Raw genomic sequence first — 25,073 nt, 5'->3', positions numbered from 1 at the left:
AGTTTAAAATAGAAAAGCGATTCGTAAAAGACTTTTTACATGTAAAGGTAAAGCTAGTAAATATGGGAGGTGCTAAAGAAACAACAAGCAATATTTTGTTACAATCGCTTCTAAAACTACACGATGAGGATCTCTTATGTTACTTTTGACACCAGGACCAACTCCTGTTCCTGAAGCGGTTCGTATGGCGATGGGTACACCTACCATTCACCATAGAACACCTGAATTTGAGGCTATTTTTGAAAAAGCAAGAGGCTATTTAAAACAACTGTTTGATATGGAAGAAGTTTTGATGCTTGCAAGCAGTGGAACTGGCGCCATGGAAGCGTGTGTGCTTCATTTGTGCCAAAGTAAAGCGATTGTCGTCAATTCGGGCAAATTTGGCGAGCGTTTTGGCAAGATTTGTGCCGCCTACAACAAGCCATTTGTCGAAATTAAAAATGAATGGGATACTTCTGTGAGTGTGGATGCCATTGTTGAGCTTGTTAAAAATGATGAAAGTATTGATGCTGTCTGTATGCAAGTGTGTGAAAGTGCAGGTGGCCTTCGTCATCCTGTTGAAGCAGTAGCCAAAGCAGTGAAAGCGATTCGCCCTAACATCATGGTGATTGCCGATGGCATTACGGCTGTGGGTGTTGAAAAAGTCGATACAACGAACATTGATGCGCTTATTTCTGGTAGTCAAAAAGCATTGATGCTTCCTCCAGGGCTTGCGTTTATTGGTTTAAATGCTAAAGCGTTAGAGATCATTGAAAATGGCGGCGTGGGTTATTATTTCAACCTCAAAACGGAACTTAAAAATCAACGAAAAAACACAACGGCATGGACAGCAGCAACGACACTGGTTATTGGGCTTGTCGCTATGTTTGAACTCATAGACTCTAAGGGCGGTTTGGATGCACTTTATGCTGATACGGCAAAAAGAGCCCTTGCAACCAATAAAGCTTTACAAGCATTGGGATTGCACATCTATCCAAAAGTACCTGCTAAAGCGATGAGTGCCGTTTTACATGACGATGCGAGCAAAATCCGTAAAATTTTGAAAAGTAAATATGGTGTCAATATGGCAGGTGGACAAGATCACATTAAAGAGACACTGTTTAGAATCAATCACATGGGTCTTGTCAATGTGTATGAGACTGCGTGGACACTCAATGCTGTCGAGCTTGCCCTTTCCGAACTAGGCAAGCGAGCATACGATGGTACTGCCAATAGGGTCTTTACCCAAGAATTTTACCAAGGTTAATAATGATTTATGAGCACGAGATACCCACGGGGAGTAAGCTTTATTTTGGAGAGAGTGCCAAGTTAAAGCGAAAGATTGAAAATGTGGCAAGCGAACTTTTTTACGATGCAGGGTTTGAAGAGATTGTAACACCTTTCTTTTCATACCATCAGCACAAAAGTATTGATGAAAAAGAGTTGTTACGTTTTTCAGACGAACAAAACCATATTGTCTCTCTAAGAGCTGATAGTACGATGGACGTGGTCCGTTTAATCACAAAAAGAGTCGATAGAACGACCAATCACTCCAAATGGTTTTATATCCAGCCGGTGTTTCGTTATCCTAGCCATGAAATACACCAAATTGGTGCGGAGTTGATTGGTGAAGAAAATTTGGCTTTGAGTATTGCTACAAGCGCGTCTATTTTTGAAAAATTTTCAATCAAACCACTTTTACATGTAAGCAATATTAACATTCCCAAAATGCTGTCTCAGATGCTCAATTTGGATCTGAAAATCTTTGAAAAAGGAGAGCTTCAAAAGCTCTTAGCCCTTGATATTCCGTGGCTGACAAAATTAACCTGTCTGCAAACATTGGAAGAATTAGAAGCGGTTATTGATGAGGTTCCAAATGAGTTAAGAGCTGAACTTGAAAAACTGAAAGTTCTCTCAGCGCATATTTCATGTGAGAATATTGTTTTTTCACCGCTTTACTATGTGAAAATGCGCTATTATAATGCGCTATTTTTTAGATTTATCTACAAAAATTTTACACTAGGTTCAGGTGGAAGTTATGATTGTGAGGGTATTGGCTCAAGCGGTTTTGGACTTTACACGGATGATTTGATCGAAATATTAATTAAAAGAGATGGACAATAAGATGAAAGCTGATATGATCGTAGGAATTCAATGGGGTGATGAAGGAAAGGGTAAGATCGTTGACCTTATGGCACAACACTATGATGTCGTGTGCCGTTATCAAGGCGGTCACAATGCAGGTCACACGATCTGGGTAGATGGTGTACGTTATGCACTTCACTTGATTCCTTCTGGTATTTTAAATCCAAAAGCACTCAATGTCATTGGCAATGGAGTCGTTGTTTGTCCTGATGCACTCATTAAAGAGATGGCACAATTTGAAAAACTTGCAGGTCGTTTGTTTGTCAGTGACAAAGCACATATGATTCTTAATCATCATATTTTAATTGACCAAGCCAAAGAAAAACTTCGTGGCGCTAAAGCGATTGGTACAACAGGACGAGGCATTGGACCTAGTTACGGTAGTAAAATTGAGCGTAGCGGACACCGTTTAGGAGAACTAAGAGACACGAACAAACTTGCACGTGCCTTGGTTGAATTTTACGATGAAAACAGAGCGCTCTTTAATGCCCTCGGTATTGTAACGCCTGATTTTGAGACACTTAAAAGTGAGTTAGACGGCTATGCTAAAGCCCTTTTACCTTTCTTAACAGATACGACACATATGGTTTGGAAATGTCTGGATGAAAATAAAAAAGTATTACTAGAGGGTGCTCAAGGTACAATGCTCGATGTGGATCATGGAACCTATCCTTTCGTAACAAGCTCCAACACAATCAGTGCGGGCGCATGTGTTGGCTTGGGACTCAATCCTAAAGATATTGGCAAAGTGACAGGTATTGTCAAAGCGTACTGCACCCGTGTAGGAAATGGACCATTCCCTACAGAAGACTTTGGAGCAGAGGGCGATGAATTACGTGAAAAAGGGCATGAATACGGTACTTCCACAGGACGTGCACGCCGTTGTGGTTGGTTCGATGCCGTTGCCTGCCGATATGCCAGTCGCATCAATGGCTGTGATGATCTTGCCATCATGAAGCTCGATGTATTAGATGGTTTTGAAACCGTTAAAGTCTGCGTTGCTTATGAAGTAAACGGCCAAAGAGTTGAAACGTTGCCACAAGATTTGGATAACGTTAAACCAATTTATGAAGAGTTACCAGGTTGGAAGAGTGTTGTGGGATGTCGTAAATTTGAAGATCTCCCTGAAGCTGCTAAAACGTATCTTAAACGCCTTGAAGTCTTGACAGGCACAAAAATTGGACTTATCTCAACAAGTCCTGATAGAAACGACACAATTATATTGTAAGACAAAGCTATAGTGTTCATTGATATAGGCGATGAATGCTATAGTTTCCCTCTTCGGGGCAAAATATTTTGCCGTTTTGCAAGAAGATCTTTCATCTTTACATGTAAAGGTAATTTATGAAAAGCCAGTTCTCCAAGATTGCTAAAATTCGAAAACAAAAACGTGATGCAATCGAGCGTGAACTATTAAAAAGCCAAAATAAAGAGCGGATGTTAAACCATAAAATAGCGGCTCTTTACGATGAAATTTCGGCGGTTCAAATACCTAAAGAGGGTATGATTTCACTCCTTCTCATGGTTGGTGAGCAAAAAAGCATCTTAAGTCGTGATAAAAAACGTTGTGAGCAAGAACTTATTGCTGTTCAGCGGAATACAAAACAGCTACAATCAGAGTATAAAAAAGCACATATTGAATATGAAAAATTTAAGTATCTTGAAGAACAAGAGCTTCAAACGATGATGGAGAAGATCAAACGTGAAGAACAGCTCTATTTGGACGAAATATCAACAATGTTGTTCGCGGGTGAAATAAGTAAAAAAGGTCGAGAATGAAGTGTATTTGGATCTTATTGATAAGCTCTTTAGTGTATGCAGAAACGATTGATTGTACGCAAGTCTTTGAAACGCGCAAAGGGGAACTTTTGCATGAAGTTGAAAAAATCGATGAAGCGCGACAATCCTTTGAAGCTTTGCAAGCGGCAACGAATGCACTTTTTGAAAAACAAAAAAATGCACTTAAAGAGAAAGAAAATGCACTGGCTAAAACTAAAGCTGAGATCGAAGCCAAAGAGCAACAGATTGCTGCAATGCTGGCTGAAAATAAAAAGCTTTTAGAGCAAGTGGAATCGAAGAAAAATGATAAGCTAGATGAGACCTATATTAAAATGAAAGATGCGGCAGCGGCAGCTATTGTTGAAAAGCTCCCTATTCATGAGGGTGCAGCTATTATTTTCGGATTGCCGCCTAAAAAAATATCGCAAATCTTAGCAAAGATGAATCCTCAAATTGCTTCTGATATTACACAACGCCTTAAAAAAGGTCCTCCTTTTGTAGAAGATAATCAAACAAAAGAGTGACGAAACCTTCCTCTTTCTTTCTCTAAACAGATATTTACCTTACTTTTGATAGAATGTGGAAAATTCAGAAGTAAGGTTTATGGATGAAAATCAGATTGCCTCATGCCCCTTATATTGCCAATAAAATAGCGATCGATATTTTAAATTGTGGATTTGTTACCATGCTTAAGGGCTTAGAGCCTATTGTAAAAGTCGCTGAGGATTTGATTGTTGCGGATATTAAACAAGAGACGGCGCTTGAAGAGCGGGTTACAGAGATTTTGGATCAAAATGAAGATGAGATGGAGTTTCAGCGAGTTGACCGAAGAAGTATGTTTTGGTTAATTAAGAAAAAACTTGCACGCGAATTTGGTGTTACTCTGTCCTATGAAGATAGGTATAACGATATTGCACACCAAATATTAGAGATCTGTTGGAAAAGTGGTTTGATTGACTATAATGTCACAGAAAATCGTGTCAAGAATGTTGTTTATACAGCGATTGAAACCTATATTGCAAATTTTCAAGCGATTGAAGATGATGTTGCTGAAAAAATTTCGAATTACAAGCGAACCTTAGTTCCTGGTTCTGAAGAGTATGATTTGATTTTTGAAAAGCTCTATGAAGAAGAGCTTAGAAAAAGAGGAATGTTAGTATGATGTTAAAACCTGTATGGATTTATCTTGAAAATGGTGTTTTTTTAGAAGCAAAAAGTTTTGGTTTTGATGGTTCAAAAACTGGAGAGATTGTTTTTAATACCTCTATGAGTGGCTACCAAGAAATCATGAGTGATCCGAGCTATGCAGGACAGTTTGTTGTATTTACAATGCCTGAAATTGGTATTGTGGGATGCAATGAGAATGATATGGAAAGTTCTACGATTTATGCGAGCGGTATGTTTGTGCGAAGTCTTAACGAAACGCCTTCTAATTTCCGTTCACATGAAACGTTACCCGAGTTTTTGAAAAAATATGAAAGTATGGGTATTTGTGACATTGATACACGCTATCTTACAAAAATGATTCGAGATTCAGGCCCTAAAATGATGATCGCTTCAACTGAAGTGAGCGATCCTGCAAAGCTCAAAGCCATGCTTGAAGCCAGCCCTCGTATTGAAGATGTCAACTATATTGAAAAAGTCAGTACTCCAAAATCTTATGTCCATGTCAACGGTGTTTGGGACGCTGAAGCTCAAGCGTACAATGCCACACCTAAACGATTGGGTAAAAAAATTCTTGCCGTAGATTTAGGCATTAAACGCAATATCTTAAATGAACTTTGTGAAGTTGGACTTGATGTTGAGGTTATCCCTCATAATTTTAGTGCTGATGATGTCATTGCTCGCTACAAAAAAGGCGAAATCCACGGACTCTTTTTATCCAATGGACCCGGGGATCCACTTATTTTGAAAGATGAAGCGGTACAAATTCAAAAATTAATTGAAGCAAAAGTACCTATGTTCGCTATCTGTTTAGGACACCAATTACTTTCCATTGCGCATGGTTATCCGACCTATAAGTTGAAATTTGGACAACATGGTGGTAATCACCCTGTTAAAAATATGAAAACTAGTATTGTGGAAATTACAACGCAAAACCATAATTACAATGTTCCTGATGATATTTGTAAGGTTGCTCGCATTACGCATGTGAATCTTTTTGATAATACGATTGAAGGGCTTGAATACAATGACTCGCCCATTTTTTCCGTACAGCATCATCCTGAAGCGAGTGCAGGTCCGCAAGAGAGTCGATACATTTTCCAAGAGTTTGCCAATAGACTTTAAATAACGGAGCAATGCCATTAACGTCATCGATATTACAGCAATCATTAGTGTTGCGTTTTTAGGAAGTTTAGGGCATTGCATAGGCATGTGTGGAGGATTTGTCATGGCATACAGTAGTGCTAAGATTGATTCTTCCACGTCTTCGTTTAGACAATTTCTCGCACATCTTACTTACAATCTAGGACGAATTAGCGCTTATACATTTCTTGGCATGTTTTTTGGTGCATTGGGGAGTATTTTTACCTTTTCCGCCCAGATTAATGGTTATTTCTACTTTGTCATTGGTATTCTTATGGTTTTAATGGGATTATCAATGATGGGAAAAATAAAATTTTTAACTTCATTAGAGGCAACTGTCGCTTTTAATCCTTTGATTAAAACACTTTTTTCACATCTCATTCACTCTAAATCCATGGGAAGTTTTTATGGGCTAGGTCTTTTAAATGGTTTTCTGCCATGCGGTCTAGTTTATTTCTTTTTAGCGGCTGCAACCACTTCGGGTTCTTTTCTTTTGGGTGGCTTCACAATGGCTATTTTTGGACTTTCAACGATGCCTGCAATGTTAGGGCTTGGATTTATTGTAGGATTTTTAAAAGGAAGTGAATTTAGAGAAGTTATGATTAAAATAGCTTCATTGATTATTGTTGGGTATGGAATTTATATGGCGTATCTTGGTTACAGTGCAGCAATTATATGAAATTAGAACAATATCAGAGTGCTATTGAAAGCAGTAATATTATCTCAAAAACCGATATTTTCGGTATTATCACCTTTGTTAATGATGAGTTTTGCAAAATTTCGGGTTATACTAAAGAAGAGTTAGTAGGAAAAAACCATAATATTGTAAGACATCCTGACGTACCTGCTTCGACATTTAAGCAACTTTGGCAAACCATACTTCAAAAAAAAACGTATAAGTCAACGGTTAAAAATTTAGCCAAAGATGGCAGTACGTTTTACGTCAATACGACAGTTTTCCCTATACTCGATGAAAATGGTGATATTGAAGAGTTTATTGCTATTCGTTATGATGTGACAGAAAGTGTCCGCTTAAGCGAGGCGCTGATAGCCAAAGATGAAGAGCTCGAAGAACTTAATGAAACCCTTGAAGAGAGAGTTAAAGAACAGACGAAAGCCTTAACAATCCTCAATCAAACGTTGGAAGAGCGTGTGAGAGAAGAAGTTGAAAAAAATCGTGAGAAAGATCGTATTTTATTTCAGCAATCACGTCTTGCTTCGATGGGTGAAATGATCGCCAATATTGCACACCAATGGAGACAGCCCCTTTCTGAGCTTAATATCACACTTTATAAAATGAACAAGCTCTATCGTCTTCAAAATGAAGGTAAAGGGATAGAGTTTGAAGACAGTTACGCGCATGCCAAAAAGATTGTTTCCAAAATGTCCGAAACCATTGAAGATTTCCGTCATTTTTTCAGCCCTGATCGTCAAAGTGAAGTTTTTGCGCTAAGTCATGTGGCGAACGAAGCAATGGATATTATGCGAGGTACTTTAGAAAAAAATGAAGTTACTATCGAACTTAATATAAAAAAAGATGCCAACATCAGAGGTTATTTTAATGAATTTTCTCAAGTCTTAATCAATTTAATCAATAATACGATTGACGCATTTTGCAACAACAAAATAAAAAATAGATTAATTTATATTGAAATTGACACATTAGGGCTTGGAGATGCTATAATTAAAGTCTGCGATAATGCTGGTGGGATTGAGTCAACTATTTTAGATAAGATTTTCGAGCCTTATTTTACAACAAAACATGCGAGTGCTGGCACTGGCTTGGGGCTTTATATGAGTAAGATGATTATCAATAATAGTATGCAAGGACTTATCGTTGCAGAGAATTGCAATGATGGAGTCTGTTTCACTATCACTATTCCTTCAGTCAAAGAGTAAAAAGGAAGAGCTATGAGTGGATTGTCAAAATTGACGGTTTTGTTTGTTGAGGACGAAGAAGATCTCAGAAATGCCTTAGAGAGCGCCATCGGGGATGAGTTTGCTAAGTTCATTGTTGCACGCGATGGTGATGATGGGTTAAAAAAATTCAAAAAGTATAAACCTGACATTGTTGTCACAGATATTATGATGCCGGTTATGGATGGTTTAATGATGGCAAAAGAGATTAAACATATATCAAAGCAAACCCCTATTATTATTTTAAGTGCATTTAGTGAAAAAGAGCGATTGTTAGAGGCAATTGATGTTGGTATTGACAAGTATCTCATCAAACCAATTGATCCAGATGAGCTCTTAACAACACTCAAATTTGTTTCCAAAGAGATGTTAGATCAAAGTGATATCGTTGAATTAGGATACAGCTATCAGTTTGATAAAAGTAGACGGGTTTTAGTGAAAGAGGGTAAAACAATTTTCTTAACTAAAAAAGAGTTACTTTTTATCTCAGTTCTTGTTAAAAATTTAGGTGTATTTGTCCTTCATGAAGAGATTAAAAAGTATGTTTGGACAAACAAAAAAGTAACAGATTCAGCCATACGTACCTTTATTAAGCGTGTTCGTGAAAAAACAGATAAAGAGTTTATCAAAAATATTCCTGGTCTTGGCTACAAAATCAACACGCAAGAACGATAATTCCATCGTTCTTGTACTGCTAATTATAAATTTTTTCTTAACATTTTTTATTTAACACAAATTTAATCTTCTTAAGCTTCGTTGTAGATTTGGTGCACTATAATTCTTACATTATGTGATATTTTTGTGACATAAAAACACAAGTAGGAGGAATTGATGCAGGCTAGAGATGCATTGAACTATGACTATTCAGTAGCCAAATGTTTTACCTACGCAGCGATCCTTTTTGGAATCGTTGGTATGTTAATAGGCGTGGTTATCGCTTATCAAATGGCTTTCCCTGAGTTGAATTACTTGGCAGGTGAATATGGTACTTTCAGTCGTTTAAGACCATTACATACGTCAGGAGTAATTTTTGGATTCTTACTAAGCGGAATCTTTGCAGCGTGGTACTATATCGGGCAAAGAGTACTCAAGGTTTCGATTGCAGAATCACCATTCTTAATGTTCATATCAAAGCTTCACTTTTGGCTCTATATGATTTTAATGGTATGTGCAGTTATTTCCCTTTTTATGGGTATTTCTACTTCTAAAGAGTACGCAGAACTTGAATGGCCATTGGATATTCTTGTTGTCGTGGTATGGGTACTCTGGGGATTAAATATTTTTGGTCTCATTGGTATTAGGCGCGAAAAGACGCTTTATATTTCTATGTGGTATTTTATTGCAACATTTCTTGGTGTTGCTATGTTGTACCTTTTCAACAACATGGAAGTTCCAACCTACTTTGTTGCGGGCACAGGAAAATGGTATCACTCCGTTTCTATGTATGCAGGCTCAAATGATGCAATGGTACAATGGTGGTATGGTCACAATGCGGTAGCATTTATTTTCACCGTGCCTATTATTGCGATGATCTACTATTTTTTACCAAAAGAGTCTGGTCAACCTGTTTTCTCTTATAAACTATCACTGCTTTCTTTCTGGGGATTGATGTTCGTATACCTTTGGGCAGGTGGACACCACTTACTTTACTCAACTGTTCCAGATTGGGTACAAACCATGGGTTCAATTTTCTCAATTATTTTGATTCTCCCATCTTGGGGTAGTGCGATTAACATTCTCCTTACGATGAAAGGACAATGGGGTCAACTTAAAGAAAATCCATTGATTAAATTGATGATTTTTGCTTCAACATTCTATATGTTTAGTACTCTTGAAGGTCCAATCTTAGCGATTAAATCTGTTAATGCCCTTGCGCACTTTACAGATTGGGTTCCTGGACACGTTCATGATGGTACATTAGGCTGGGTTGGTTTTATGATCATGGCAGCACTGTATCATATGGCTCCTCGTATGTTTAACCGTGAAATTTTCAGTAAAAAATTAATTGAAGCACAATTTTGGATTCAAACAACGGGTATTGTACTTTATTTCTCAAGTATGTGGATTGCGGGTATTACTCAAGGTATGATGTGGAGAGCAACAGACCAATTTGGTAACCTCGCTTATTCATTTATTGATACTGTGACTGTATTGATTCCTTACTATGCTATTCGTGCAACAGGTGGTTTACTATACCTTGTCGGTTTCTTCATATTCACTTACAATATGTATAAAACAATGACTGTAAGTAAAGCAATTGAGGCTGAACCTCAAAATGCTTCACCTATGGCAGCGTAAAAGGAGGATAGGATTATGTTTCATTGGTTAGAAAGAAACCCATTCTTTTTTGCGGTAGGTGTATTTTTGGTGATTGCATATGCAGGTGTTGTAACAATTTTACCTGATTTTATGGAGACAGCACGCCCAGTCGTTGGTACAAAGCCTTATACGGTACTTCAATTAGCAGGCCGTCAAGTCTACATTAAAGATGACTGTAATGCATGTCATTCACAATTGGTTCGTCCATTCAAATCAGAGACAGACCGTTATGGTATGTACTCTTTAAGTGGTGAGTATGCTTACGATAGACCATTCCTTTGGGGTTCTAAAAGAACTGGACCGGATTTGATGCGGGTTGGAAACTATCGAACAAGCGACTGGCATGAGTATCATATGTCTGATCCTATCAGCGTTGTCCCTGGTTCTATTATGCCAGCGTACAAGCATATGTTTAAAAACATTGCTGACATTGATACAGCATACGCAGAAGCATTGACCGTAAAAAAAGTTTTCAACACACCTTACGATCAACCTGATATGCCTAAACTTGGTACCCATGAAGAGGCTAAAAAAGCTGTCATGGAAGAAGCTGCACTGATTGTTGCAGACATGAAAAGCCAAGAGGTTAAAGAGGCATTTAAACGCGGTGAGATCAAAGAGATTGTGGCCCTCATTGCCTATCTCAATAGCTTAAAATAAGGTGTTCACGGTGAGTATGGAAACAATTAGAGAAATTCAAGCATATGCTTATGTGGTAGCTACAGTTTTTTTGGTCGTAATGATGTATGGTTATTTGTATCACCTTTACAAGGCTGAAAAAAAAGGTACACGAAATTATGAGCAATATGGCGATATCGCATTGCATGACAATATTGACGATACTCCAATTGAAACCCGTACTCCATCAAACAAAGAGAAAGAATAAAGAGGAGCAATAAATGAATTGGCTGAATGACAATGTAAACGTATTATCATTGCTTGGTGCAGCAGCAATTTTAATTCTCACTATTTTTGTTGTTGGTAAATATATAAGACAGATGAAAACCGATAAAAATAGCGGAGAATTAGCAAAAGAGAATTGGGATGGTATTGGAGAATACAAAAATGTACCTCCTATTGGTTGGGCACTCTCCTTTGTAGGAGTTATTATATGGGGATTATGGTATTTCCTTGCTGGATACCCTCTTGCGAGTTATTCACAAATAGGTGAATATAACCAAGAAGTAAAAAGCTACAACACTCATTTTGAGAGTAAATTTGCAAATCCTGACAATGCTACATTGATGGGAATGGGTGAGGGCGTTTTCTTGGTACAATGCGCACCATGCCATGGTGTAACGGGTGATGGCATGAATGGAAAAGCAATGAACTTAACCAAATGGGGTAATGAAGCAGCGATTGTTGCTACTATTCTGGGTGGTGCAAAAGGTTCAAATTATCCTCTTGGTGAGATGCCAGCTGGACTTTTGGATGCAGAAAGTGCCAAAGCCGTTGCAGCGTATGTAATGCAAGAAGTTTCTGTAGTTAAAAAAAGTAGCAATCCAGCACTTGTTGAGAGTGGTAAAGCACTGTGGGCAACATGTGCTGCATGTCACGGTGATGATGGTAAAGGAATGGCTGGAAGCGCGCCAGATCTTAGCGTCTATGGTAATGCTAAATTTGTTGTCAATGTCCTTGGTTTGGGTAAAAAAGGAACGATTGGTAATATGCCACAGTTTAATGATGGACGCTTAACCAATGTTCAAAAAACAGCGGTTGGCACTTATGTCAGCTCTTTAGCAAAATAAGGACTCATCAATGGAAAATACAAATCGAAACGTCTTTGGACTTAATGGTATTACAGGAATGTTGATTGCAACAGTATTGTTGCTCTCTATTCTTGGGGTATTAACATTCTTTGGATTAAAGGCACAACAAGCAGTTGCTGATAAACCTTATAAGATTACGGATCCGCAAGCACTTCAAATGAGAGATGCTGCGAATGCGAATCAAAAAGTTATAGCAAAATAAGGAGTATAACATGGCTGAAATTATGGATAAAGTGATTGTTCTAGGTTTAGTTATACTAGCAGCAGTATCGGTATGGGCTGTATTAACGCCACACCATTTGTTCATCGGTTAATGAAAAATTTGTTACATGTAAAAGCAAAGAAGCTATGGCTTCTTTGCTTTCTTGCCTTTTTCCCAGTGTTGATTTTTGCCAAGGAATTTGTCATTTATGATGATAGCCTCGAAGAGAGAACCGCTCAGAAAATTGAAGAGATGGGCAGTGAACTTTTTGCAAAAAGTGGTGTAAAAGTTATTTTGATTGCTAAAAAAAGTGGCGAGGGTGAAAATATTCTCGCATATGAGCAAAACTTTGCCAAAAATTTAACCACACCGTATGTGCTTTTAACGCTTTTTCAAGCAGAAAAAAAAGTAGATGTATACCAATCAGCAGGGCTTGAGAAAGAATTTGATCGTGAAGCGCTCCTCTCACCTTTACCATGGAATGGTACGATTATTCCACTACTAACGTCTAAAAAAAATGAAGTGAGTGTTGGACCTGCATTGCTCAATGGCTATGCGGAATTGGTTGAAGAGATCGCAGCGTATCGTAAAATAGAGTTAGAGAGTGCCATTGGCAGTGCCAATAAAATTACCATCAATATTGTGAGACTTCTGATTTATGGATTTATGGCGATTGTTGTAATACTCATCATTTATAAAAGGATAAAAAGCCGTGGACAAAGTGAAAAGTGAACGTACCTACTATCCTCATGTAGTTATCGGTATGATTATTGGATGTGTGATTGGGTGTGCTTATACCATTAAAATTGCTATTGATAATCCTGTTGAGATGGATACCTTTTATATGGAAAAATATCAAAAGGTTGAGAATAATATTAATGAAATTATGGCATTACAGGAAAAGTTTGATACTAAATTTGATCTTGCCTATTCCACAGAAAAATTTGTAATAGGACAAAATAGCATTACGTTAAAGCTCACCGATAAAAGTGGAGTAGCCGTTAATAATGCAAATATTATAATGATGCTCTCTCGCCCTGATAGCAATAAGGATAATAAGCAGTTATTACCTTCTAAGGTAGAAAATGGCAATTATACCTTTGGACCTTTTGAAATTAATAAACCGGGTCGTTGGCAGATTTTGAGTAAAATAGAACTAGGTGAATTTAAGGGCTATCATAAAAATGAAGCCTATGCAGCACAGTAGTTTCCCCTTTCTCCCTTAATAACCTACGGTAAGATCGGTTGTGTGATCTTACCGTTTTCTTTCATTTTGATATAAAAATTCTTCTCAAATCTTTCCTTTGTTATAATAGTCCCTTTTACAAGGTCACTTTGCAAAAAAGTACCAATGGTGCTCGGGCATTGCGTCTAGGAAAACTTAGTGTTAACGTAGTTTTTGAGCTTTGCTCTAAAAGCGTGTCAAGAATTAAAATAAAGAGGGAAGATGTTAGAAGTTTTTGCAACGAGTCGTGCTGTACGCTCCTTTTATGACACATTTTTAGATGCTAATACGCTTCTTCCCAAAGCTATTACCATTGCAGAACTTGAGCAAAAAGCTGTCTTAGTGCCTCATCATTCCTTAGTTGATGACGATATGCGTGTTCTTTTGATGCAAGAAGCTTCACGCTTTACCAAGTTTGAGCTTTTGTACATTGAGCGTGAATTTTTTACTTTTTTGAAAAACTCCTCCTACCTCTTTCGTTTTTTTGAAGAACTCAGCCATGAAAAAGTCGCACTGGATGCTTTGTTAAGTGCTGATACCTATGAGCACTACGCTGAGCATTTAGAGGTCTTACAAACCTTGCTTAAGCACTATAAAGCGCTTCTCTCTAAGCACGCGCTGTACGATCGTATCACACTTCCCGAATGCTATGAGCTCAATGAGCCTTATATTTACTCTTTAGGGGAAGTTCGTATTCATTTAGAAGGGTTTCTGAGCCGTTTTGAAGTGGAACTTCTTACCCAAATAGCAGCGCTGATACCTTTACATGTAAACGTTACGATGAGTGCTTACAATCAAAAAATGGTTGCAGTTTTTGCCGAACTTGGCATCATTTTAGAACAAAATCAGACCTATGAGATCAATCTCTCCACGAAAGAGATTTTACATGTAAAGCCTCACAATACTTCCAAACGGGATATTCAAGTCTATGGTTTTTCCTCACGGCTGGCGCAAATAGGCTATGTACAAAGTGCGATTGCACAGTTTGTGGAAGAGGGTTTGAGTCCCGAAGAGATTGTGGTGATTTTACCCGATGAACGCTTTGCCGAAGTGTTGCGCCCTTTTGATACGTGGCACAATCTCAACTTCGCGATGGGCATAAGCCTCAAGCAAAGCCAGTTTTATCAGGGACTGAGTGCGATTGAAAAAGCGATGCGAAACGACGAAATCGAAGACCATCTTCGTCTTGCTCGCTTAAAGATTGAACCCGAAATTATGGTTACATGTAAAGAGATTTGGCATCAAAAAATCTCCCCTGAAACGGCAATGAATTTCTTTGAAAAGCTCCTCGCTTTCGATGCGAAAGAACAGAAAAATCCTCTCTTTCAAGAAGCCTTTTTTGCTTTCACGCACTTTTTAAAACATGCTCCTGCGCTTCGCTTTGAGCAGGTAACAAAACTCTTTTTAAACCGTCTTGCCGTACTGAGCCAAGATGATGTTAGGGGTGGCAAGGTCACTGTTTTAGGTGTGTTAGAAACCAGAGGAGTGAGCTATAAAGGGGTGATCGTCTTAGATTTCAACGATGAGTTTGTCCCAAAGCGGAGTCAAAAAGACCTTTTTCTCTCCTCGGCTGTGAGGGCACATGCAGGACTTCCGACCAAAAGAGATCGCGAGAATTTGCAACGTTATTACTACCATCAGCTCTTTTCTCGTGCGCAGAAAATCGCTATCGCTTATGTCAAAAATGAGACCTCAATGCCTTCACGCTTTTTGGATGAGCTTGGCTTTAATACGAACACAATGGCAGATGAAAAAGCACTGCAACCGCTTCTGTTTGAGCTCAATGCGCCTAAAAATCTTTACGATCAGCCGTTCATTGACGCGCCCTACGATCTTAAAGCGTTTCCTCTTTCAGCCACCAAGCTCAAAACGCTGCTTACATGTAAACGTCAGTTTTACTTTCGTTACATCCAAAGGCTTAAAGAGGCGAAGATGCCAAGCACTAAGATTGATGAGCAAGTGATTGGTTTAACGCTTCACAAAGTACTTGAAGATGCGATTTGCGATGAAGTGCTAATGGAAGAAAAAAGCCTTTGTGCCAAACTTGAAACGCTTTTGAAAGAGAACAATCACCATGAAGTCTGGGGCTACTTTGTTGATGTATGGCTTCAAAAGCTCCGTCCTTTTATGCAAAATGAAATCAATCGTTTTGAAGAGGGTTTTCGCGTTTTCAAAAAAGAGTTTGTGCATGCCGTACCGTATGAGGGTTTTATGTTAGAAGGGCAGATTGACCGTATCGATCAAAAAAGAGATGAGCTCTTTATCATCGACTATAAAAGCGGGAAATTGCCGACAACAAACGAGCGCTCCTTGGAGAGTACCACCGATTTTCAGTTGGTCTTTTACGCGTTTATCGCAAGCGCTTTAGGCAAGGTTGGTGGCGTTTATTATTACGACCTTAAAGAAGGCGTTTTAGTGAGCGAAAACTTCCTCGAAGAGAAGAAAGCGCTTTTACATTTAAAGTTACAGGAGTTCTCCAAACCGATCAATGGGTATGAACTCTGCGAGGAAATTAAACATTGCAGGCTTTGCCCTTACGTACAGTTGTGCGGACGTGAGGAGCAGATATGAATTTGAGTTCTTATTTAGCCCTTGAAGCCAGTGCAGGCAGTGGCAAAACCTTTGCGCTGAGCGTTCGCTACCTTTCACTTTTGTTTATGGGCGCCAATCCACAAAAGATCGTGGCACTGACGTTTACGAACAAATCGGCGGCGGAGATGAAAACGCGCATTTTTGAGACGCTCAAACACCTTGAAGACAAAGATGAATTAGAGGCGATTTGCGTGCAAACGGGCAAATCAAAAGAGGCGTTACTCTTTGAGAAAGAGCGCGTGATGCAGACGTTGCTTCAAGCGGACATCAAGATTTCAACGCTGGACTCTTTTTTCTCCTTGATTTTGCGCCATTTTGCCTTACATGTAGGCTTGCAACCTGACTTTAAAGTAGGGCAAAATGGGCTCGATGAGGAGCTGGTGGAGCGTTTCATCAAAGGGTGTAAAAGCAAAAATCTCTACAATGCCTTAATCGCTTTTAGCATCAACGAAGATAAAAAACTGGGCGATCTTTTTAGCCTACTAGATACGCTTTATCAAAAAAAATCAGAACTGGACATCAGCACATTGGATGAAGGGCATTACCCCTCTTTAAAACCGTGTTTGGATATTTTAGGGCAGATACGAGACTATTTTGAGCAGTGTGGGCTTTCCGATCGTGGACTTAAGACGCTTAAAGCAGAGACATTAGGGGACTTGCTTTCCAAAAAGTATCTAGAGCGAGACGATTTTGGGTATTGGGACTATAAAAAATATGCCAATGGGACAACCGATATACTTTTACGTGAGCTCAAGCAGGCTTTAAATAAGCATGTCAATGCCAAAGAAGCGTACTTTTTAGGGCAACTGGGCAAACTTTTTGCGATCTACGATGAGAGCCTCAGAGCTTTGATGGGTGAGTACGGTGAACTTCGGTTTGATGACGTGACCAATCTGCTCTACACCCTTTTGCGCCAAGAGATCAGCAAAGATTTTCTCTATTTTCGCTTGGATGGTGTCATTGAACATCTGCTCATCGACGAGTTTCAAGACACGAGCATTGTGCAGTATCAGATTCTTTTGCCACTTATTGAAGAGATACGTTCTGGGCAGGGAGTGAAAGACTTTAAAACACTCTTTTTTGTGGGCGATGTGAAGCAGTCGATCTACCGTTTTCGTGGCGGGGCTAAAGAGTTGTTTAGGTATGCCAAAAAGAGTTTGCATTTAGACGTCAATGCGCTTGATACCAATTACCGAAGTACCGAGCAGGTCGTGAATTTTGTCAATGAAATCTTTACATGTAAAATCAAAGGGTATGAGCCACAAAAGGTTGCCAAAGCCACGGGTGAGGGGTATATCAATGTACGCATTGAAGAAATGATTGAGCCTTCTGTTTTAGAAGCGATTTCAATGCTTCTAAAACAGGGTGTCAAGCCTAAAGACATTGCGCTGTTGGTGCATACCAACAAAGATGCAAAAGTCTTTAAAGAGCTTGTGCAAGAGCAGTTTCCCGCTTTACATGTAAGACTTGAGGCGACGCTGAAACTCATTGAAGTTCGCTCTATCAAGGCCATTATTGCGCTACTGAAACACCTCTACTTTGGCGATGAACTCTACAAAGCAGAATTCCTTGTGCTATGCGGCAGGACGTGGGAAACACCGCTTTCCAAAAGCGGTTGGGATTTAGATGCAACTCCTTTGGTATTCGTTCAGAAAATCATCAAAACCTACGGGCTGTTTGATGGCAGTGTGGATCTGCTCAGTTTCTTAGAAGTTGCGAGTCGTTACGACGAGATTGAGAGCTTTTTATTTGCTCTGGATGAACTGAGCGATGAAGCCAAAAGCGAAGATGTGGATGGTTTGCGTGTTTTGACCGTTCACAAATCCAAAGGCTTAGAGTTTGAGCATGTCATCGTGTGTGATCGTTTGAGTCGTGACAACAATCGAAGCGATACGCTTTTATTTAGCTACGATGAAGTCGACATCAAAGGGCTTTACCTTACTATGGGTGGCAGAGAATCGGTCGATGCAGTCTATGCCAAAGCCAAAGAGCACGAGAGTGTTTTAATGCATGAAGATAGACTCAATGCGCTTTATGTCGCTTTTACGAGAGCCAAACGTTCCTTGTTTGTGTGTGCCAAAGCGCAAAACAGTGCGTTTGAGATGTTGGAGTTAAGCACAACAGAGCGAGGCGTGATAGGTGTTTCAACCAAAGAGACTATCGTCATTCCAAGCACCATGAGTGTCTACCAGCCTAAGCGTTATGGCGCTCAAGAGGTGGCGAGTACATCTGAGGATGAGAATGAAAGCGCTGAGATCGCTTCGATTACCTTTGGTATTGCACAGCACTATTTGTTGGAGATGCTGGATAGTTTTGATGAATCTTCGCTAAAGAGGGCTTACATCGCGCTGCAAAACCGTTTTGCGCCACTGTTGGATGAGTCAACCTTGCAAGCGATCTATCAAAGAGGCGAAAAACTCATTTCTTGTAAAGCCTTTTTGGATTTGATCGAGGGGGCAAAAATATCCAAAGAACAACCGTTGATTTACCAAAAAGAGCGTAAGCAGATTGATCTTTTGCTTGAATTTCCAGATCGTATCGTCGTAGTGGATTATAAAAGTTCAAAAAAGCAAAGTGCAAAGCATCAAGCACAGGTGAAGCTCTATCAAGAAGCCCTCTCTACGATCTATAATTTGCCGGTGGCTGCGTATATCTGCTACTTACAGAACGATGGAATCGAGCTTCTTAAAAGCTTATAGTACACTTAATTTAAGTAGTATTTAAGTATATTTTGATTACACTTGCACTTCGTTAAATAAATACGTCAAAGGTTATGACAGATGAAAGCTACACAAGCGATTAAGCCAAGCGAAGTTAAACGCGACTGGATCGTAGTGGATGCTGCTGGTAAGAGATTTGGTAAAGTCCTTACAGAAGTAGCAACACTGCTCAGAGGCAAACATAAACCTTATTTTACTCCCAATGTTGATTGTGGCGATTTCGTTATTATCATCAATGCGGAAAAAGTAGAGTTTAGTGGAACAAAATTAGACACAAAATTGTATCACAGACACACAGGATATTTCGGTGGTGTTAAAACTGAAAAATTGGGTGATCTTTTGAACAACAACCCAGCGAAATTGTACAGACTTGCGGTAAGAGGCATGTTACCTAAAACAAATCTTGCTAAAGAGATGATCAAAAAGCTAAAAGTTTATGCCGGTAGTGAGCATCCACATACAGCGCAAGTTAAAGTAGAGGTAAAGTAATATGGCAAAAGTATACGCAACTGGTAAAAGAAAAACAGCAATCGCTAAAGTATGGGTAAGTGCACCTGGTAAAGGGTCGATTACAGTTAATGGCGTTGATTTTGAAGCGTGGCTTGGTGGTCATGAGACCATTAAAAAACGTGTTCGTCAACCTCTTGCTTTGACAAAACAAGAAGCAAGCTTTGACATCGTAGCTTCTACGCAAGGTGGCGGTTATTCAGCTCAAGCAGATGCCGTTCGTCACGGTATTTCTAAAGCACTTTCTGCTATGGATGCTGACTTTAGAGCGATCCTTAAACCTTATGGTTTATTGACACGTGACTCAAGAATTGTTGAGCGTAAAAAATACGGTCGCAAAAAAGCACGTCGTAGCCCACAATTCTCAAAACGTTAATGATTTCCTCAAGGGGATCATTAAAAGTTTCCTTGAAAACGTTAATGATTTCTTTACAGAAGTCTTTCGAGACTTTTGTGCTTTATGCAAGGGATTTTCCCTTGCATTTCTTCTTTTAAAACTTTTTCACCTAAAATCGTTATAATACTTCTTTTTTCACACGAGGAGTACATGAATGAGCTCTTTTTGCCTAATAACCACAACATGCCCTGATGAACAAAATGCAAAATCTATTATTCATCTTTTGTTAGAGCAAAAACTTGCCGCATGTATTCAGATGCAAGCCGTTCAAAGTTTTTACCGTTGGGAAGGGAAACTGTGCGAATCATGTGAGCAGTTGCTTTTGATTAAAACGAGGAGTTCTCTGTTTCAAAAGATAGAAGCGTTGATTTTAAAGCATCATCCCTACACGACACCTCAGATCATTCAAGTACCGATCGAACAAGGGCTTTCTGCTTACCTTCAGTGGATAGAAGAAGAGACGACTTAATAACTCGCTAACTCTTGTATCAGCATTTTCACTTCATTTTTATCAAAAAAGAGATTGAACTCTAACTCTTTAGCAAAGACTTTAAGTAATGCAATTTTTTTCGTTTGGCGTTCATCGGGATTTTGGATGGCTGAAAGCTCGGCGTCCAGTCTCACAAGAAAGTTTTGGCGTATCTCTTCTTGTTTTTGTTCTTTTGATTTTGGCTCTATTTTGGGCTTTAGTAGAAGAAATAAGAAGCCAAGAAGAGTGAATATCGCAAGAATGGTGAAGAGAATTTCCACAAAAAACCTTTACATGTAAATCTGTTTGATGCGTAAGTATATCCAACCAAGAGCCATAAAATTTTAAAGTTCTTTCATTTCTTAAACCACTTTTGTGTAAAATCTCTTAAACTAACACAAAGAGGACATCATGCACTTTACAACTCCCCTTAAAAGCAATAGCACAAAAATTATGCTCATCGGCAGTGGTGAACTTGGCAAAGAGGTCATCATTGAAGCCTCTCGTTTGGGCATTGAAACCGTAGCGGTGGACTCATACCCAAAAGCACCTGCTCATTTGGTTGCCAATAGAAGTTATGTGATCAACATGAAAAACAAAGAGGAGCTTTTGGAGGTGATACGCCTTGAAAAGCCGACGTTTATCTTACCTGAAGTGGAAGCGCTCAGCATCGAGGCGCTCATTGAAGCGGAGAAAGAGGGCTTTTGTGTCATTCCTAATGCAGATGCGGTGAAAAAGACGATGAACCGCAAAAACATTCGTGAGTTTGCCGCTGAAACGTTGGGTTTAAAAACCAGTGGCTATGTTTTTGTCAAAACACTCGAAGGGCTGAATGAAGCGACAAAAGCGCTTGGAATTCCCTGTGTGGTCAAACCTGTTATGAGTTCATCGGGTCATGGACAAAGTGTCATTCGTCGTGAGGCAGACATTCAAAAAGCATGGGAGATCGCCAAAGAAGCACGCGGTGATGCAAGCGAGTTGATCGTTGAGGCGTTTGTACCGTTTGACTATGAGATCACGCTTCTCACCGTGCGCAATGGCAAAGAGACCGTTTTTTGTGAACCGATCGGGCATATTCAAGAAAACGGTGACTATGTCCTCAGTTGGCAGCCCGTACCGATGAAGCCTGAAGTCTTAGCCAAAGCGCAGATGATGGCAAAAGCGGTGACAGACGGTTTGGGCGGTCGAGGACTCTTTGGCGTGGAGTTTTTTGTCAAAGATGATGAAGTTTATTTTAGTGAGCTTAGTCCACGACCACACGACACGGGAATGGTGACGATGATCACGCAAAGCCAGAGTGAATTTGCTTTACATGTAAGAGCGGTTTTGGGCTTACCACTTGATTTCACCTTTTACGGTTCAGGCGCAAGTGGTGCGTTTAAAAGCTCAAATGAAGAGCATGTGCCAACACTGACGATTCCTGAAACAGCTTTTTCTAAAAATTCCTTTGTGCGTATTTTTGGAAAGCCTGTGAGCCATGTGGGGCGTCGTATGGCTGTAGCGCTTGTTTTAGATGAAGTGGAAGCGGCAAAGAAGAGAGCTAAAGAGATTGTTGCGTCGATTGTTGGTTAATTTCATCTCTAAAATAATTTTAAAATAAATATTTATAAAAAATTTACAAAAGAGAGCTATAATGAAATAAGCCCAAACTTAAAGTGATTTGATGAATAAACATGTTGTTGAACAAACGGTTATTTTCTTTAGTGTTTCCAAGTGGCTCTTCCTCTCCTCAGCCGTTGGTATTATGATAGGCGGACTGATGTCCGTCTTTATTAAAATTCTCACAACTGCTGAGCAGACGAGAAGCCTTCTTCCTTTTCCCTTTTACTTTACTCTCCCTTTTGCTTTGATGCTCACAACATGGATCGTACGAACGTTTGACCAAAATGCCACAGGGCATGGAACGGAAAAAGTCATTGAAGCGGTTCATAAACGCGATGGTTACATCAATGCTAAAGTCATTCCTGTCAAATTGGTTGCTACGGTTCTTACCATTTTTTCTGGTGGTTCAGTAGGAAAAGAGGGACCCGGAGCGCAAATTGGTGCAGGAGCAGCTTCATTTGTCGCAACACTGCTCAAATTTTCAAAGTCTGATCGTAAAAAGCTAGTCATCTGCGGTATTAGCGCAGGTTTTGCTTCAGTGTTTGGTACACCGATTGCGGGTGCTATTTTTGGAATTGAAGTGCTCATTATTGGTGTGATTATGTACGATGTTTTACTTCCTTCGTTCATTGCAGGTTTTGCGGCATTTACAACCGCACAATTTTTAGGTGTGACATACCAATATTATGACATCAATATGTACCGCGCATTTAGTCTTGATTTAGGGCTAATTGGGCAAGTCGTTGTTGCCGGTGTCTTTTTTGGAGTTGTTTCGGACCTTTTTATTACTGCAGTCAATAAAATAGAAACAGCGATTAAAAGAATTCCTTACAATCGCTATTTAAAAGCGTTTGTCGCGGGTTTAGTGATGGTGGTGATCTCTTATTTCCTCTCTGAGAGTTATTTGGGGCTTGGGCTCATAACGATTCGCGATGCACTCAGTCCTAATGCGTTAATTTCAAATAATGTACATTGGTACGATTTCATTTTAAAAACCATTTTTACAGCAATGACCTTAGGCTCAGGGGGAAGTGGCGGTATTATCACCCCTGTTTTTTACGTGGGGGCGACCAGTGGTGTTGTTTTTGGTCATATCACTGGGGGACATATAGCCCTTTTTGCCGCACTTGGGTTTGTGAGTGTTTTGGCAGGTACAACGAATTCACCCATAGCATCTATTATTATGGCGGTGGAACTTTTTGGTGTGCATATGGCAAACTATGCAGCACTGAGTGTGGTCATTGCCTTTTTGATTACAGGGCATCGCAGCGTCTTTCAGTCACAAAAACTCGCCCTTAAAAAGGCAGATAATATCATGATTGGGAAAGGCAATGATCTTGAAGATACCTCTATTAGCATTGATATGCGAGATATTGATAAAGTCAAACGCCTTCGAAATCGTTTACGTTATAAACGGTTGCGCTGGCAAGTTAAAAACGCCAAAGATGATTTTGAATAATGGATAAAAAAATCCTTATCAGTGCGTGTTTGATCGGTGAAAACGTCAAATATGATGGTGGCAATAATGCTTTACATGTAAAGATTCTGGAAGCGTGGAAAGAGCAGGGCATTTTGGTTCCGTTGTGCCCTGAAGTGCTTGGTGGGCTCAACGTTCCAAGACCTGCCTGTGAAGTCATTGAAGGAACGGATAGCGTTATCTGTAAAACGGGTGAAGATGTCAGTGCGGCGTTTGCTAAAGGAGCGCGTGAGAGTTTGAGAATGGCTCGAGAAGAGGGCGTGTATATGGCGATTTTAAAAGCCAGAAGCCCCTCATGTGGCAAAGATGTTATCTATGATGGAACCTTTACGCACATGCCTGTTAATGATTCTGGCATTACATGTAAATTGTTGCAAGAGAGTGGCATTACGGTTTTTAGCGAAGAAGAGCTCGTTTTAGCTGAAGCATTTTGGAGGCAAAAAGGGTAAGTTCCTTTTTGCCTTGAGTGATTATGCGTTATGTAAAATCGTTTCGATGACTGCTTGGGTGTAAACTTTCTGTGCACCTTGTCTTTCAGCCGCTAAGGATACATTGACGGCAATTTCAGGAATAGAATCAACACTAATTCCCGCCTCTTTTAAACTCACAGGGGCTCCAATTTTAGCGAACCATCTTTTGAGTGCCACGATACCTTCTTCCGCACTGCTTTTTCCAAAAATCTTTTCAGCAAAACGTTTAAATTGCGCAGGATTTTGCGTGTGAAACCATGTCATCCAGGCAGGAATCACGATCGCTAAACCTGCACCATGCGCGATGTTAAACAGTGCTGAAAGGGAATGCTCGATCATATGGTTAGGAAAGACGGAAGGGTTGGTGCCAGCGGTTGTCACACCATTCAGCGCTTGCGTAGCCGCCCATGTAAATTCAGCTCGGGCATTGTAATCATCAGGATTTTGAAGCAAAATTTCCGTCGTTTCCATAACGGTTTGAATAATACCTTCCACCATGCGTGATTGAAAATGAGGCTGAACCGTCGCGGTCAAATAGCCCTCAATAACGTGTGCGATAATGTCAACCGCAGAGTACGCGAGGTAATTTTTAGGAACACTTTTGGTGAGTTCAGGATTGAGAATGGAAAGTCGTGGATAGACATGAATGGAGGCAATGTTGTACTTTTGCTGAAGAGTGTCGTTGGTGACAACCGCAAAACCGTTCATTTCACTGCCTGTCGCAGCCAGTGTCATGATGGCATATACAGGGAGCGCTTTTTCAATGACGGATTTGCCAATAAAAAAGTCCCAAACGTCGCTATGGTATAAAGCCCCCGCGGCAATACTCTTAGCACTGTCTAAAACAGAACCACCACCGATGGCAAGGACGGCTTCAACCTTTTCTGCTTTAGCGATGGTGATGCCTTCGTGCACTTTGGAAAGAATGGGGTTGCTGATGATGCCAGAGAGCTCTACCCAAGCGATGCCTTTTTCTTTCAAACGGGTGGTCACTTTGTTATAGAGTCCATCACTTTTAATGCGCTCGCTACCGTAGCAGAGTAAAACCTTTGTGATGTTGTCTTCCGCGATGGCTGTGCCGATAAGTTCTTCTTTGCCTTTTCCAAATTCTATTTTTGTAGGGTTTTGATAGGTAAAATTAACCATAGGTTCTCCTTTAATTTTAATAGTTTATTATAGAGCGAAAGGTTCTCAAAG

General features: G+C 39.8%; 27 protein-coding genes. 25 read left to right on the top strand and 2 right to left on the bottom strand.

The window, feature by feature from the left end; genetic code table 11:
• Positions 1-136: 136 nt before the first annotated feature.
• The 22 genes from SJPD1_RS11920 (at position 137) to cutA (ending at position 20,327) form a co-directional block, all read left to right on the top strand.
• Positions 137-1,246, top strand: coding sequence for a pyridoxal-phosphate-dependent aminotransferase family protein (locus SJPD1_RS11920; protein WP_087439359.1), 1,110 nt, complete (start codon positions 137-139; stop codon positions 1,244-1,246).
• Between the two features lie 2 nt (positions 1,247-1,248).
• Complete coding sequence (locus SJPD1_RS11915) at positions 1,249-2,103, top strand: ATP phosphoribosyltransferase regulatory subunit (protein ID WP_087439358.1); 855 nt, start codon at positions 1,249-1,251, stop codon at positions 2,101-2,103.
• A 1-nt stretch (position 2,104) separates the two neighbouring features.
• On the top strand, positions 2,105-3,352 hold the full coding sequence (locus SJPD1_RS11910; protein ID WP_087439357.1) for an adenylosuccinate synthase: 1,248 nt from the start codon (positions 2,105-2,107) through the stop codon (positions 3,350-3,352).
• Positions 3,353-3,468: 116 nt separating this feature from the next.
• On the top strand, positions 3,469-3,903 hold the full coding sequence (locus SJPD1_RS11905) for a flagellar export protein FliJ (RefSeq protein ID WP_087439356.1): 435 nt from the start codon (positions 3,469-3,471) through the stop codon (positions 3,901-3,903).
• Positions 3,900-4,427 (top strand): MotE family protein, encoded by a 528-nt coding sequence (locus SJPD1_RS11900; RefSeq protein ID WP_087439355.1) that lies wholly within the window; start codon positions 3,900-3,902, stop codon positions 4,425-4,427. The genes SJPD1_RS11905 and SJPD1_RS11900 overlap by 4 nt, the downstream gene beginning before the upstream one ends.
• An 83-nt stretch (positions 4,428-4,510) precedes the next feature.
• Positions 4,511-5,065 carry a DUF507 family protein gene (locus SJPD1_RS11895; protein WP_087439354.1) on the top strand — a complete coding sequence of 185 codons (555 nt, stop codon included), beginning with the start codon at positions 4,511-4,513 and terminating at the stop codon, positions 5,063-5,065.
• Complete coding sequence (carA, locus tag SJPD1_RS11890) at positions 5,062-6,192, top strand: glutamine-hydrolyzing carbamoyl-phosphate synthase small subunit (RefSeq protein WP_096047356.1); 1,131 nt, start codon at positions 5,062-5,064, stop codon at positions 6,190-6,192. The genes SJPD1_RS11895 and carA overlap by 4 nt, the downstream gene beginning before the upstream one ends.
• 85 nt (positions 6,193-6,277) lie before the next feature.
• Positions 6,278-6,889: a sulfite exporter TauE/SafE family protein gene (locus tag SJPD1_RS11885; RefSeq protein WP_369806280.1), complete on the top strand. Its 612-nt coding sequence runs from the start codon at positions 6,278-6,280 to the stop codon at positions 6,887-6,889.
• The gene (locus SJPD1_RS11880; RefSeq protein WP_096047354.1) at positions 6,886-8,109 is read left to right on the top strand and encodes a PAS domain-containing sensor histidine kinase; all 1,224 of its coding nucleotides are present in this window, start codon (positions 6,886-6,888) and stop codon (positions 8,107-8,109) included. Before SJPD1_RS11885 ends, SJPD1_RS11880 begins: the two co-directional genes overlap by 4 nt.
• A gap of 12 nt (positions 8,110-8,121) precedes the next feature.
• Complete coding sequence (locus tag SJPD1_RS11875) at positions 8,122-8,802, top strand: response regulator transcription factor (RefSeq protein WP_096047353.1); 681 nt, start codon at positions 8,122-8,124, stop codon at positions 8,800-8,802.
• 156 nt (positions 8,803-8,958) lie between these two features.
• Positions 8,959-10,425 carry a cytochrome-c oxidase, cbb3-type subunit I gene (gene ccoN / locus SJPD1_RS11870; RefSeq protein ID WP_096047352.1) on the top strand — a complete coding sequence of 489 codons (1,467 nt, stop codon included), beginning with the start codon at positions 8,959-8,961 and terminating at the stop codon, positions 10,423-10,425.
• 15 nt (positions 10,426-10,440) lie between these two features.
• Positions 10,441-11,106, top strand: coding sequence for a cytochrome-c oxidase, cbb3-type subunit II (gene ccoO, locus SJPD1_RS11865; protein ID WP_096047351.1), 666 nt, complete (start codon positions 10,441-10,443; stop codon positions 11,104-11,106).
• Positions 11,107-11,122: 16 nt separating this feature from the next.
• Complete coding sequence (locus SJPD1_RS11860; protein WP_420855351.1) at positions 11,123-11,332, top strand: cytochrome c oxidase, cbb3-type, CcoQ subunit; 210 nt, start codon at positions 11,123-11,125, stop codon at positions 11,330-11,332.
• Between the two features lie 13 nt (positions 11,333-11,345).
• The gene (locus SJPD1_RS11855; protein ID WP_096047349.1) at positions 11,346-12,194 is read left to right on the top strand and encodes a c-type cytochrome; all 849 of its coding nucleotides are present in this window, start codon (positions 11,346-11,348) and stop codon (positions 12,192-12,194) included.
• A 10-nt stretch (positions 12,195-12,204) separates the two neighbouring features.
• Positions 12,205-12,417 carry a DUF4006 family protein gene (locus SJPD1_RS11850; RefSeq protein ID WP_087439348.1) on the top strand — a complete coding sequence of 71 codons (213 nt, stop codon included), beginning with the start codon at positions 12,205-12,207 and terminating at the stop codon, positions 12,415-12,417.
• Between the two features lie 72 nt (positions 12,418-12,489).
• The gene (locus tag SJPD1_RS11845; protein WP_226372199.1) at positions 12,490-13,149 is read left to right on the top strand and encodes a TPM domain-containing protein; all 660 of its coding nucleotides are present in this window, start codon (positions 12,490-12,492) and stop codon (positions 13,147-13,149) included.
• Entirely contained in the window at positions 13,130-13,624 is a 495-nt protein-coding gene (locus SJPD1_RS11840) for a FixH family protein (protein WP_096047347.1), read from the top strand. Before SJPD1_RS11845 ends, SJPD1_RS11840 begins: the two co-directional genes overlap by 20 nt.
• A gap of 240 nt (positions 13,625-13,864) precedes the next feature.
• Positions 13,865-16,213, top strand: a complete 2,349-nt coding sequence (locus SJPD1_RS11835; RefSeq protein ID WP_096047346.1) for a PD-(D/E)XK nuclease family protein — start codon at positions 13,865-13,867, stop codon at positions 16,211-16,213.
• Positions 16,210-18,933, top strand: a complete 2,724-nt coding sequence (locus tag SJPD1_RS11830; protein WP_096047345.1) for a RecB-like helicase — start codon at positions 16,210-16,212, stop codon at positions 18,931-18,933. The genes SJPD1_RS11835 and SJPD1_RS11830 overlap by 4 nt, the downstream gene beginning before the upstream one ends.
• Before the next feature lie 81 nt (positions 18,934-19,014).
• Positions 19,015-19,443 carry a 50S ribosomal protein L13 gene (rplM, locus tag SJPD1_RS11825; protein ID WP_096047344.1) on the top strand — a complete coding sequence of 143 codons (429 nt, stop codon included), beginning with the start codon at positions 19,015-19,017 and terminating at the stop codon, positions 19,441-19,443.
• A gap of 1 nt (position 19,444) precedes the next feature.
• Positions 19,445-19,837 (top strand): 30S ribosomal protein S9, encoded by a 393-nt coding sequence (gene rpsI, locus SJPD1_RS11820; RefSeq protein WP_096047343.1) that lies wholly within the window; start codon positions 19,445-19,447, stop codon positions 19,835-19,837.
• A gap of 175 nt (positions 19,838-20,012) precedes the next feature.
• Complete coding sequence (gene cutA / locus SJPD1_RS11815; protein ID WP_096047342.1) at positions 20,013-20,327, top strand: divalent-cation tolerance protein CutA; 315 nt, start codon at positions 20,013-20,015, stop codon at positions 20,325-20,327.
• Here the strand turns inward: cutA and SJPD1_RS11810 are convergent.
• Positions 20,324-20,608, bottom strand: coding sequence for a hypothetical protein (locus SJPD1_RS11810; RefSeq protein ID WP_096047341.1), 285 nt, complete (start codon positions 20,606-20,608; stop codon positions 20,324-20,326). The two genes, cutA and SJPD1_RS11810, sit on opposite strands and share 4 nt — an antisense overlap.
• Before the next feature lie 130 nt (positions 20,609-20,738).
• On the opposite strand from SJPD1_RS11810, the gene purT reads away from it, so the two are divergent.
• The 3 genes from purT to SJPD1_RS11795 all read left to right on the top strand — a co-directional run bounded on the left by purT (position 20,739) and on the right by SJPD1_RS11795 (position 23,855).
• Positions 20,739-21,899, top strand: coding sequence for a formate-dependent phosphoribosylglycinamide formyltransferase (gene purT, locus SJPD1_RS11805; protein WP_096047340.1), 1,161 nt, complete (start codon positions 20,739-20,741; stop codon positions 21,897-21,899).
• 91 nt (positions 21,900-21,990) lie between these two features.
• Positions 21,991-23,388, top strand: coding sequence for a chloride channel protein (locus SJPD1_RS11800; protein ID WP_096047339.1), 1,398 nt, complete (start codon positions 21,991-21,993; stop codon positions 23,386-23,388).
• Complete coding sequence (locus SJPD1_RS11795) at positions 23,388-23,855, top strand: 2-thiouracil desulfurase family protein (protein WP_096047338.1); 468 nt, start codon at positions 23,388-23,390, stop codon at positions 23,853-23,855. Before SJPD1_RS11800 ends, SJPD1_RS11795 begins: the two co-directional genes overlap by 1 nt.
• A gap of 21 nt (positions 23,856-23,876) precedes the next feature.
• Here SJPD1_RS11795 and SJPD1_RS11790 read toward each other — a convergent pair whose 3' ends face one another.
• Positions 23,877-25,022, bottom strand: a complete 1,146-nt coding sequence (locus tag SJPD1_RS11790) for an iron-containing alcohol dehydrogenase (protein ID WP_096047337.1) — start codon at positions 25,020-25,022, stop codon at positions 23,877-23,879.
• Between the last annotated feature and the right edge of the window lie 51 nt (positions 25,023-25,073).

Source organism: Sulfurospirillum diekertiae, from assembly GCF_002309535.1.
Classification (GTDB): domain Bacteria; phylum Campylobacterota; class Campylobacteria; order Campylobacterales; family Sulfurospirillaceae; genus Sulfurospirillum; species Sulfurospirillum diekertiae.
Note: the sequence above shows the minus strand (reverse complement) of the source record. Positions and strands in the feature narration are given on the sequence as shown.

Excerpts from the sequence above, each read along its gene's own strand:
- SJPD1_RS11800 (WP_096047339.1), top strand. The coding sequence starts at position 21,991 with ATGAATAAACATGTTGTTGAACAAACGGTTATTTTCTTTAGTGTTTCC.
- SJPD1_RS11885 (WP_369806280.1), top strand. The coding sequence starts at position 6,278 with ATGTGTGGAGGATTTGTCATGGCATACAGTAGTGCTAAGATTGATTCT.
- ccoO (WP_096047351.1), top strand. The coding sequence starts at position 10,441 with ATGTTTCATTGGTTAGAAAGAAACCCATTCTTTTTTGCGGTAGGTGTA.
- SJPD1_RS11920 (WP_087439359.1), top strand. The coding sequence starts at position 137 with ATGTTACTTTTGACACCAGGACCAACTCCTGTTCCTGAAGCGGTTCGT.
- SJPD1_RS11880 (WP_096047354.1), top strand. The coding sequence starts at position 6,886 with ATGAAATTAGAACAATATCAGAGTGCTATTGAAAGCAGTAATATTATC.
- SJPD1_RS11795 (WP_096047338.1), top strand. The coding sequence starts at position 23,388 with ATGGATAAAAAAATCCTTATCAGTGCGTGTTTGATCGGTGAAAACGTC.
- SJPD1_RS11855 (WP_096047349.1), top strand. The coding sequence starts at position 11,346 with ATGAATTGGCTGAATGACAATGTAAACGTATTATCATTGCTTGGTGCA.
- ccoN (WP_096047352.1), top strand. The coding sequence starts at position 8,959 with ATGCAGGCTAGAGATGCATTGAACTATGACTATTCAGTAGCCAAATGT.
- SJPD1_RS11835 (WP_096047346.1), top strand. The coding sequence starts at position 13,865 with ATGTTAGAAGTTTTTGCAACGAGTCGTGCTGTACGCTCCTTTTATGAC.
- SJPD1_RS11850 (WP_087439348.1), top strand. The coding sequence starts at position 12,205 with ATGGAAAATACAAATCGAAACGTCTTTGGACTTAATGGTATTACAGGA.
- SJPD1_RS11915 (WP_087439358.1), top strand. The coding sequence starts at position 1,249 with ATGATTTATGAGCACGAGATACCCACGGGGAGTAAGCTTTATTTTGGA.
- SJPD1_RS11905 (WP_087439356.1), top strand. The coding sequence starts at position 3,469 with ATGAAAAGCCAGTTCTCCAAGATTGCTAAAATTCGAAAACAAAAACGT.
- carA (WP_096047356.1), top strand. The coding sequence starts at position 5,062 with ATGATGTTAAAACCTGTATGGATTTATCTTGAAAATGGTGTTTTTTTA.
- SJPD1_RS11900 (WP_087439355.1), top strand. The coding sequence starts at position 3,900 with ATGAAGTGTATTTGGATCTTATTGATAAGCTCTTTAGTGTATGCAGAA.
- SJPD1_RS11910 (WP_087439357.1), top strand. The coding sequence starts at position 2,105 with ATGAAAGCTGATATGATCGTAGGAATTCAATGGGGTGATGAAGGAAAG.
- SJPD1_RS11830 (WP_096047345.1), top strand. The coding sequence starts at position 16,210 with ATGAATTTGAGTTCTTATTTAGCCCTTGAAGCCAGTGCAGGCAGTGGC.
- SJPD1_RS11845 (WP_226372199.1), top strand. The coding sequence starts at position 12,490 with ATGGGCTGTATTAACGCCACACCATTTGTTCATCGGTTAATGAAAAAT.
- SJPD1_RS11860 (WP_420855351.1), top strand. The coding sequence starts at position 11,123 with ATGGAAACAATTAGAGAAATTCAAGCATATGCTTATGTGGTAGCTACA.
- SJPD1_RS11875 (WP_096047353.1), top strand. The coding sequence starts at position 8,122 with ATGAGTGGATTGTCAAAATTGACGGTTTTGTTTGTTGAGGACGAAGAA.
- rplM (WP_096047344.1), top strand. The coding sequence starts at position 19,015 with ATGAAAGCTACACAAGCGATTAAGCCAAGCGAAGTTAAACGCGACTGG.
- rpsI (WP_096047343.1), top strand. The coding sequence starts at position 19,445 with ATGGCAAAAGTATACGCAACTGGTAAAAGAAAAACAGCAATCGCTAAA.
- SJPD1_RS11790 (WP_096047337.1), bottom strand. The coding sequence starts at position 25,022 with ATGGTTAATTTTACCTATCAAAACCCTACAAAAATAGAATTTGGAAAA.
- cutA (WP_096047342.1), top strand. The coding sequence starts at position 20,013 with ATGAGCTCTTTTTGCCTAATAACCACAACATGCCCTGATGAACAAAAT.
- purT (WP_096047340.1), top strand. The coding sequence starts at position 20,739 with ATGCACTTTACAACTCCCCTTAAAAGCAATAGCACAAAAATTATGCTC.
- SJPD1_RS11895 (WP_087439354.1), top strand. The coding sequence starts at position 4,511 with ATGAAAATCAGATTGCCTCATGCCCCTTATATTGCCAATAAAATAGCG.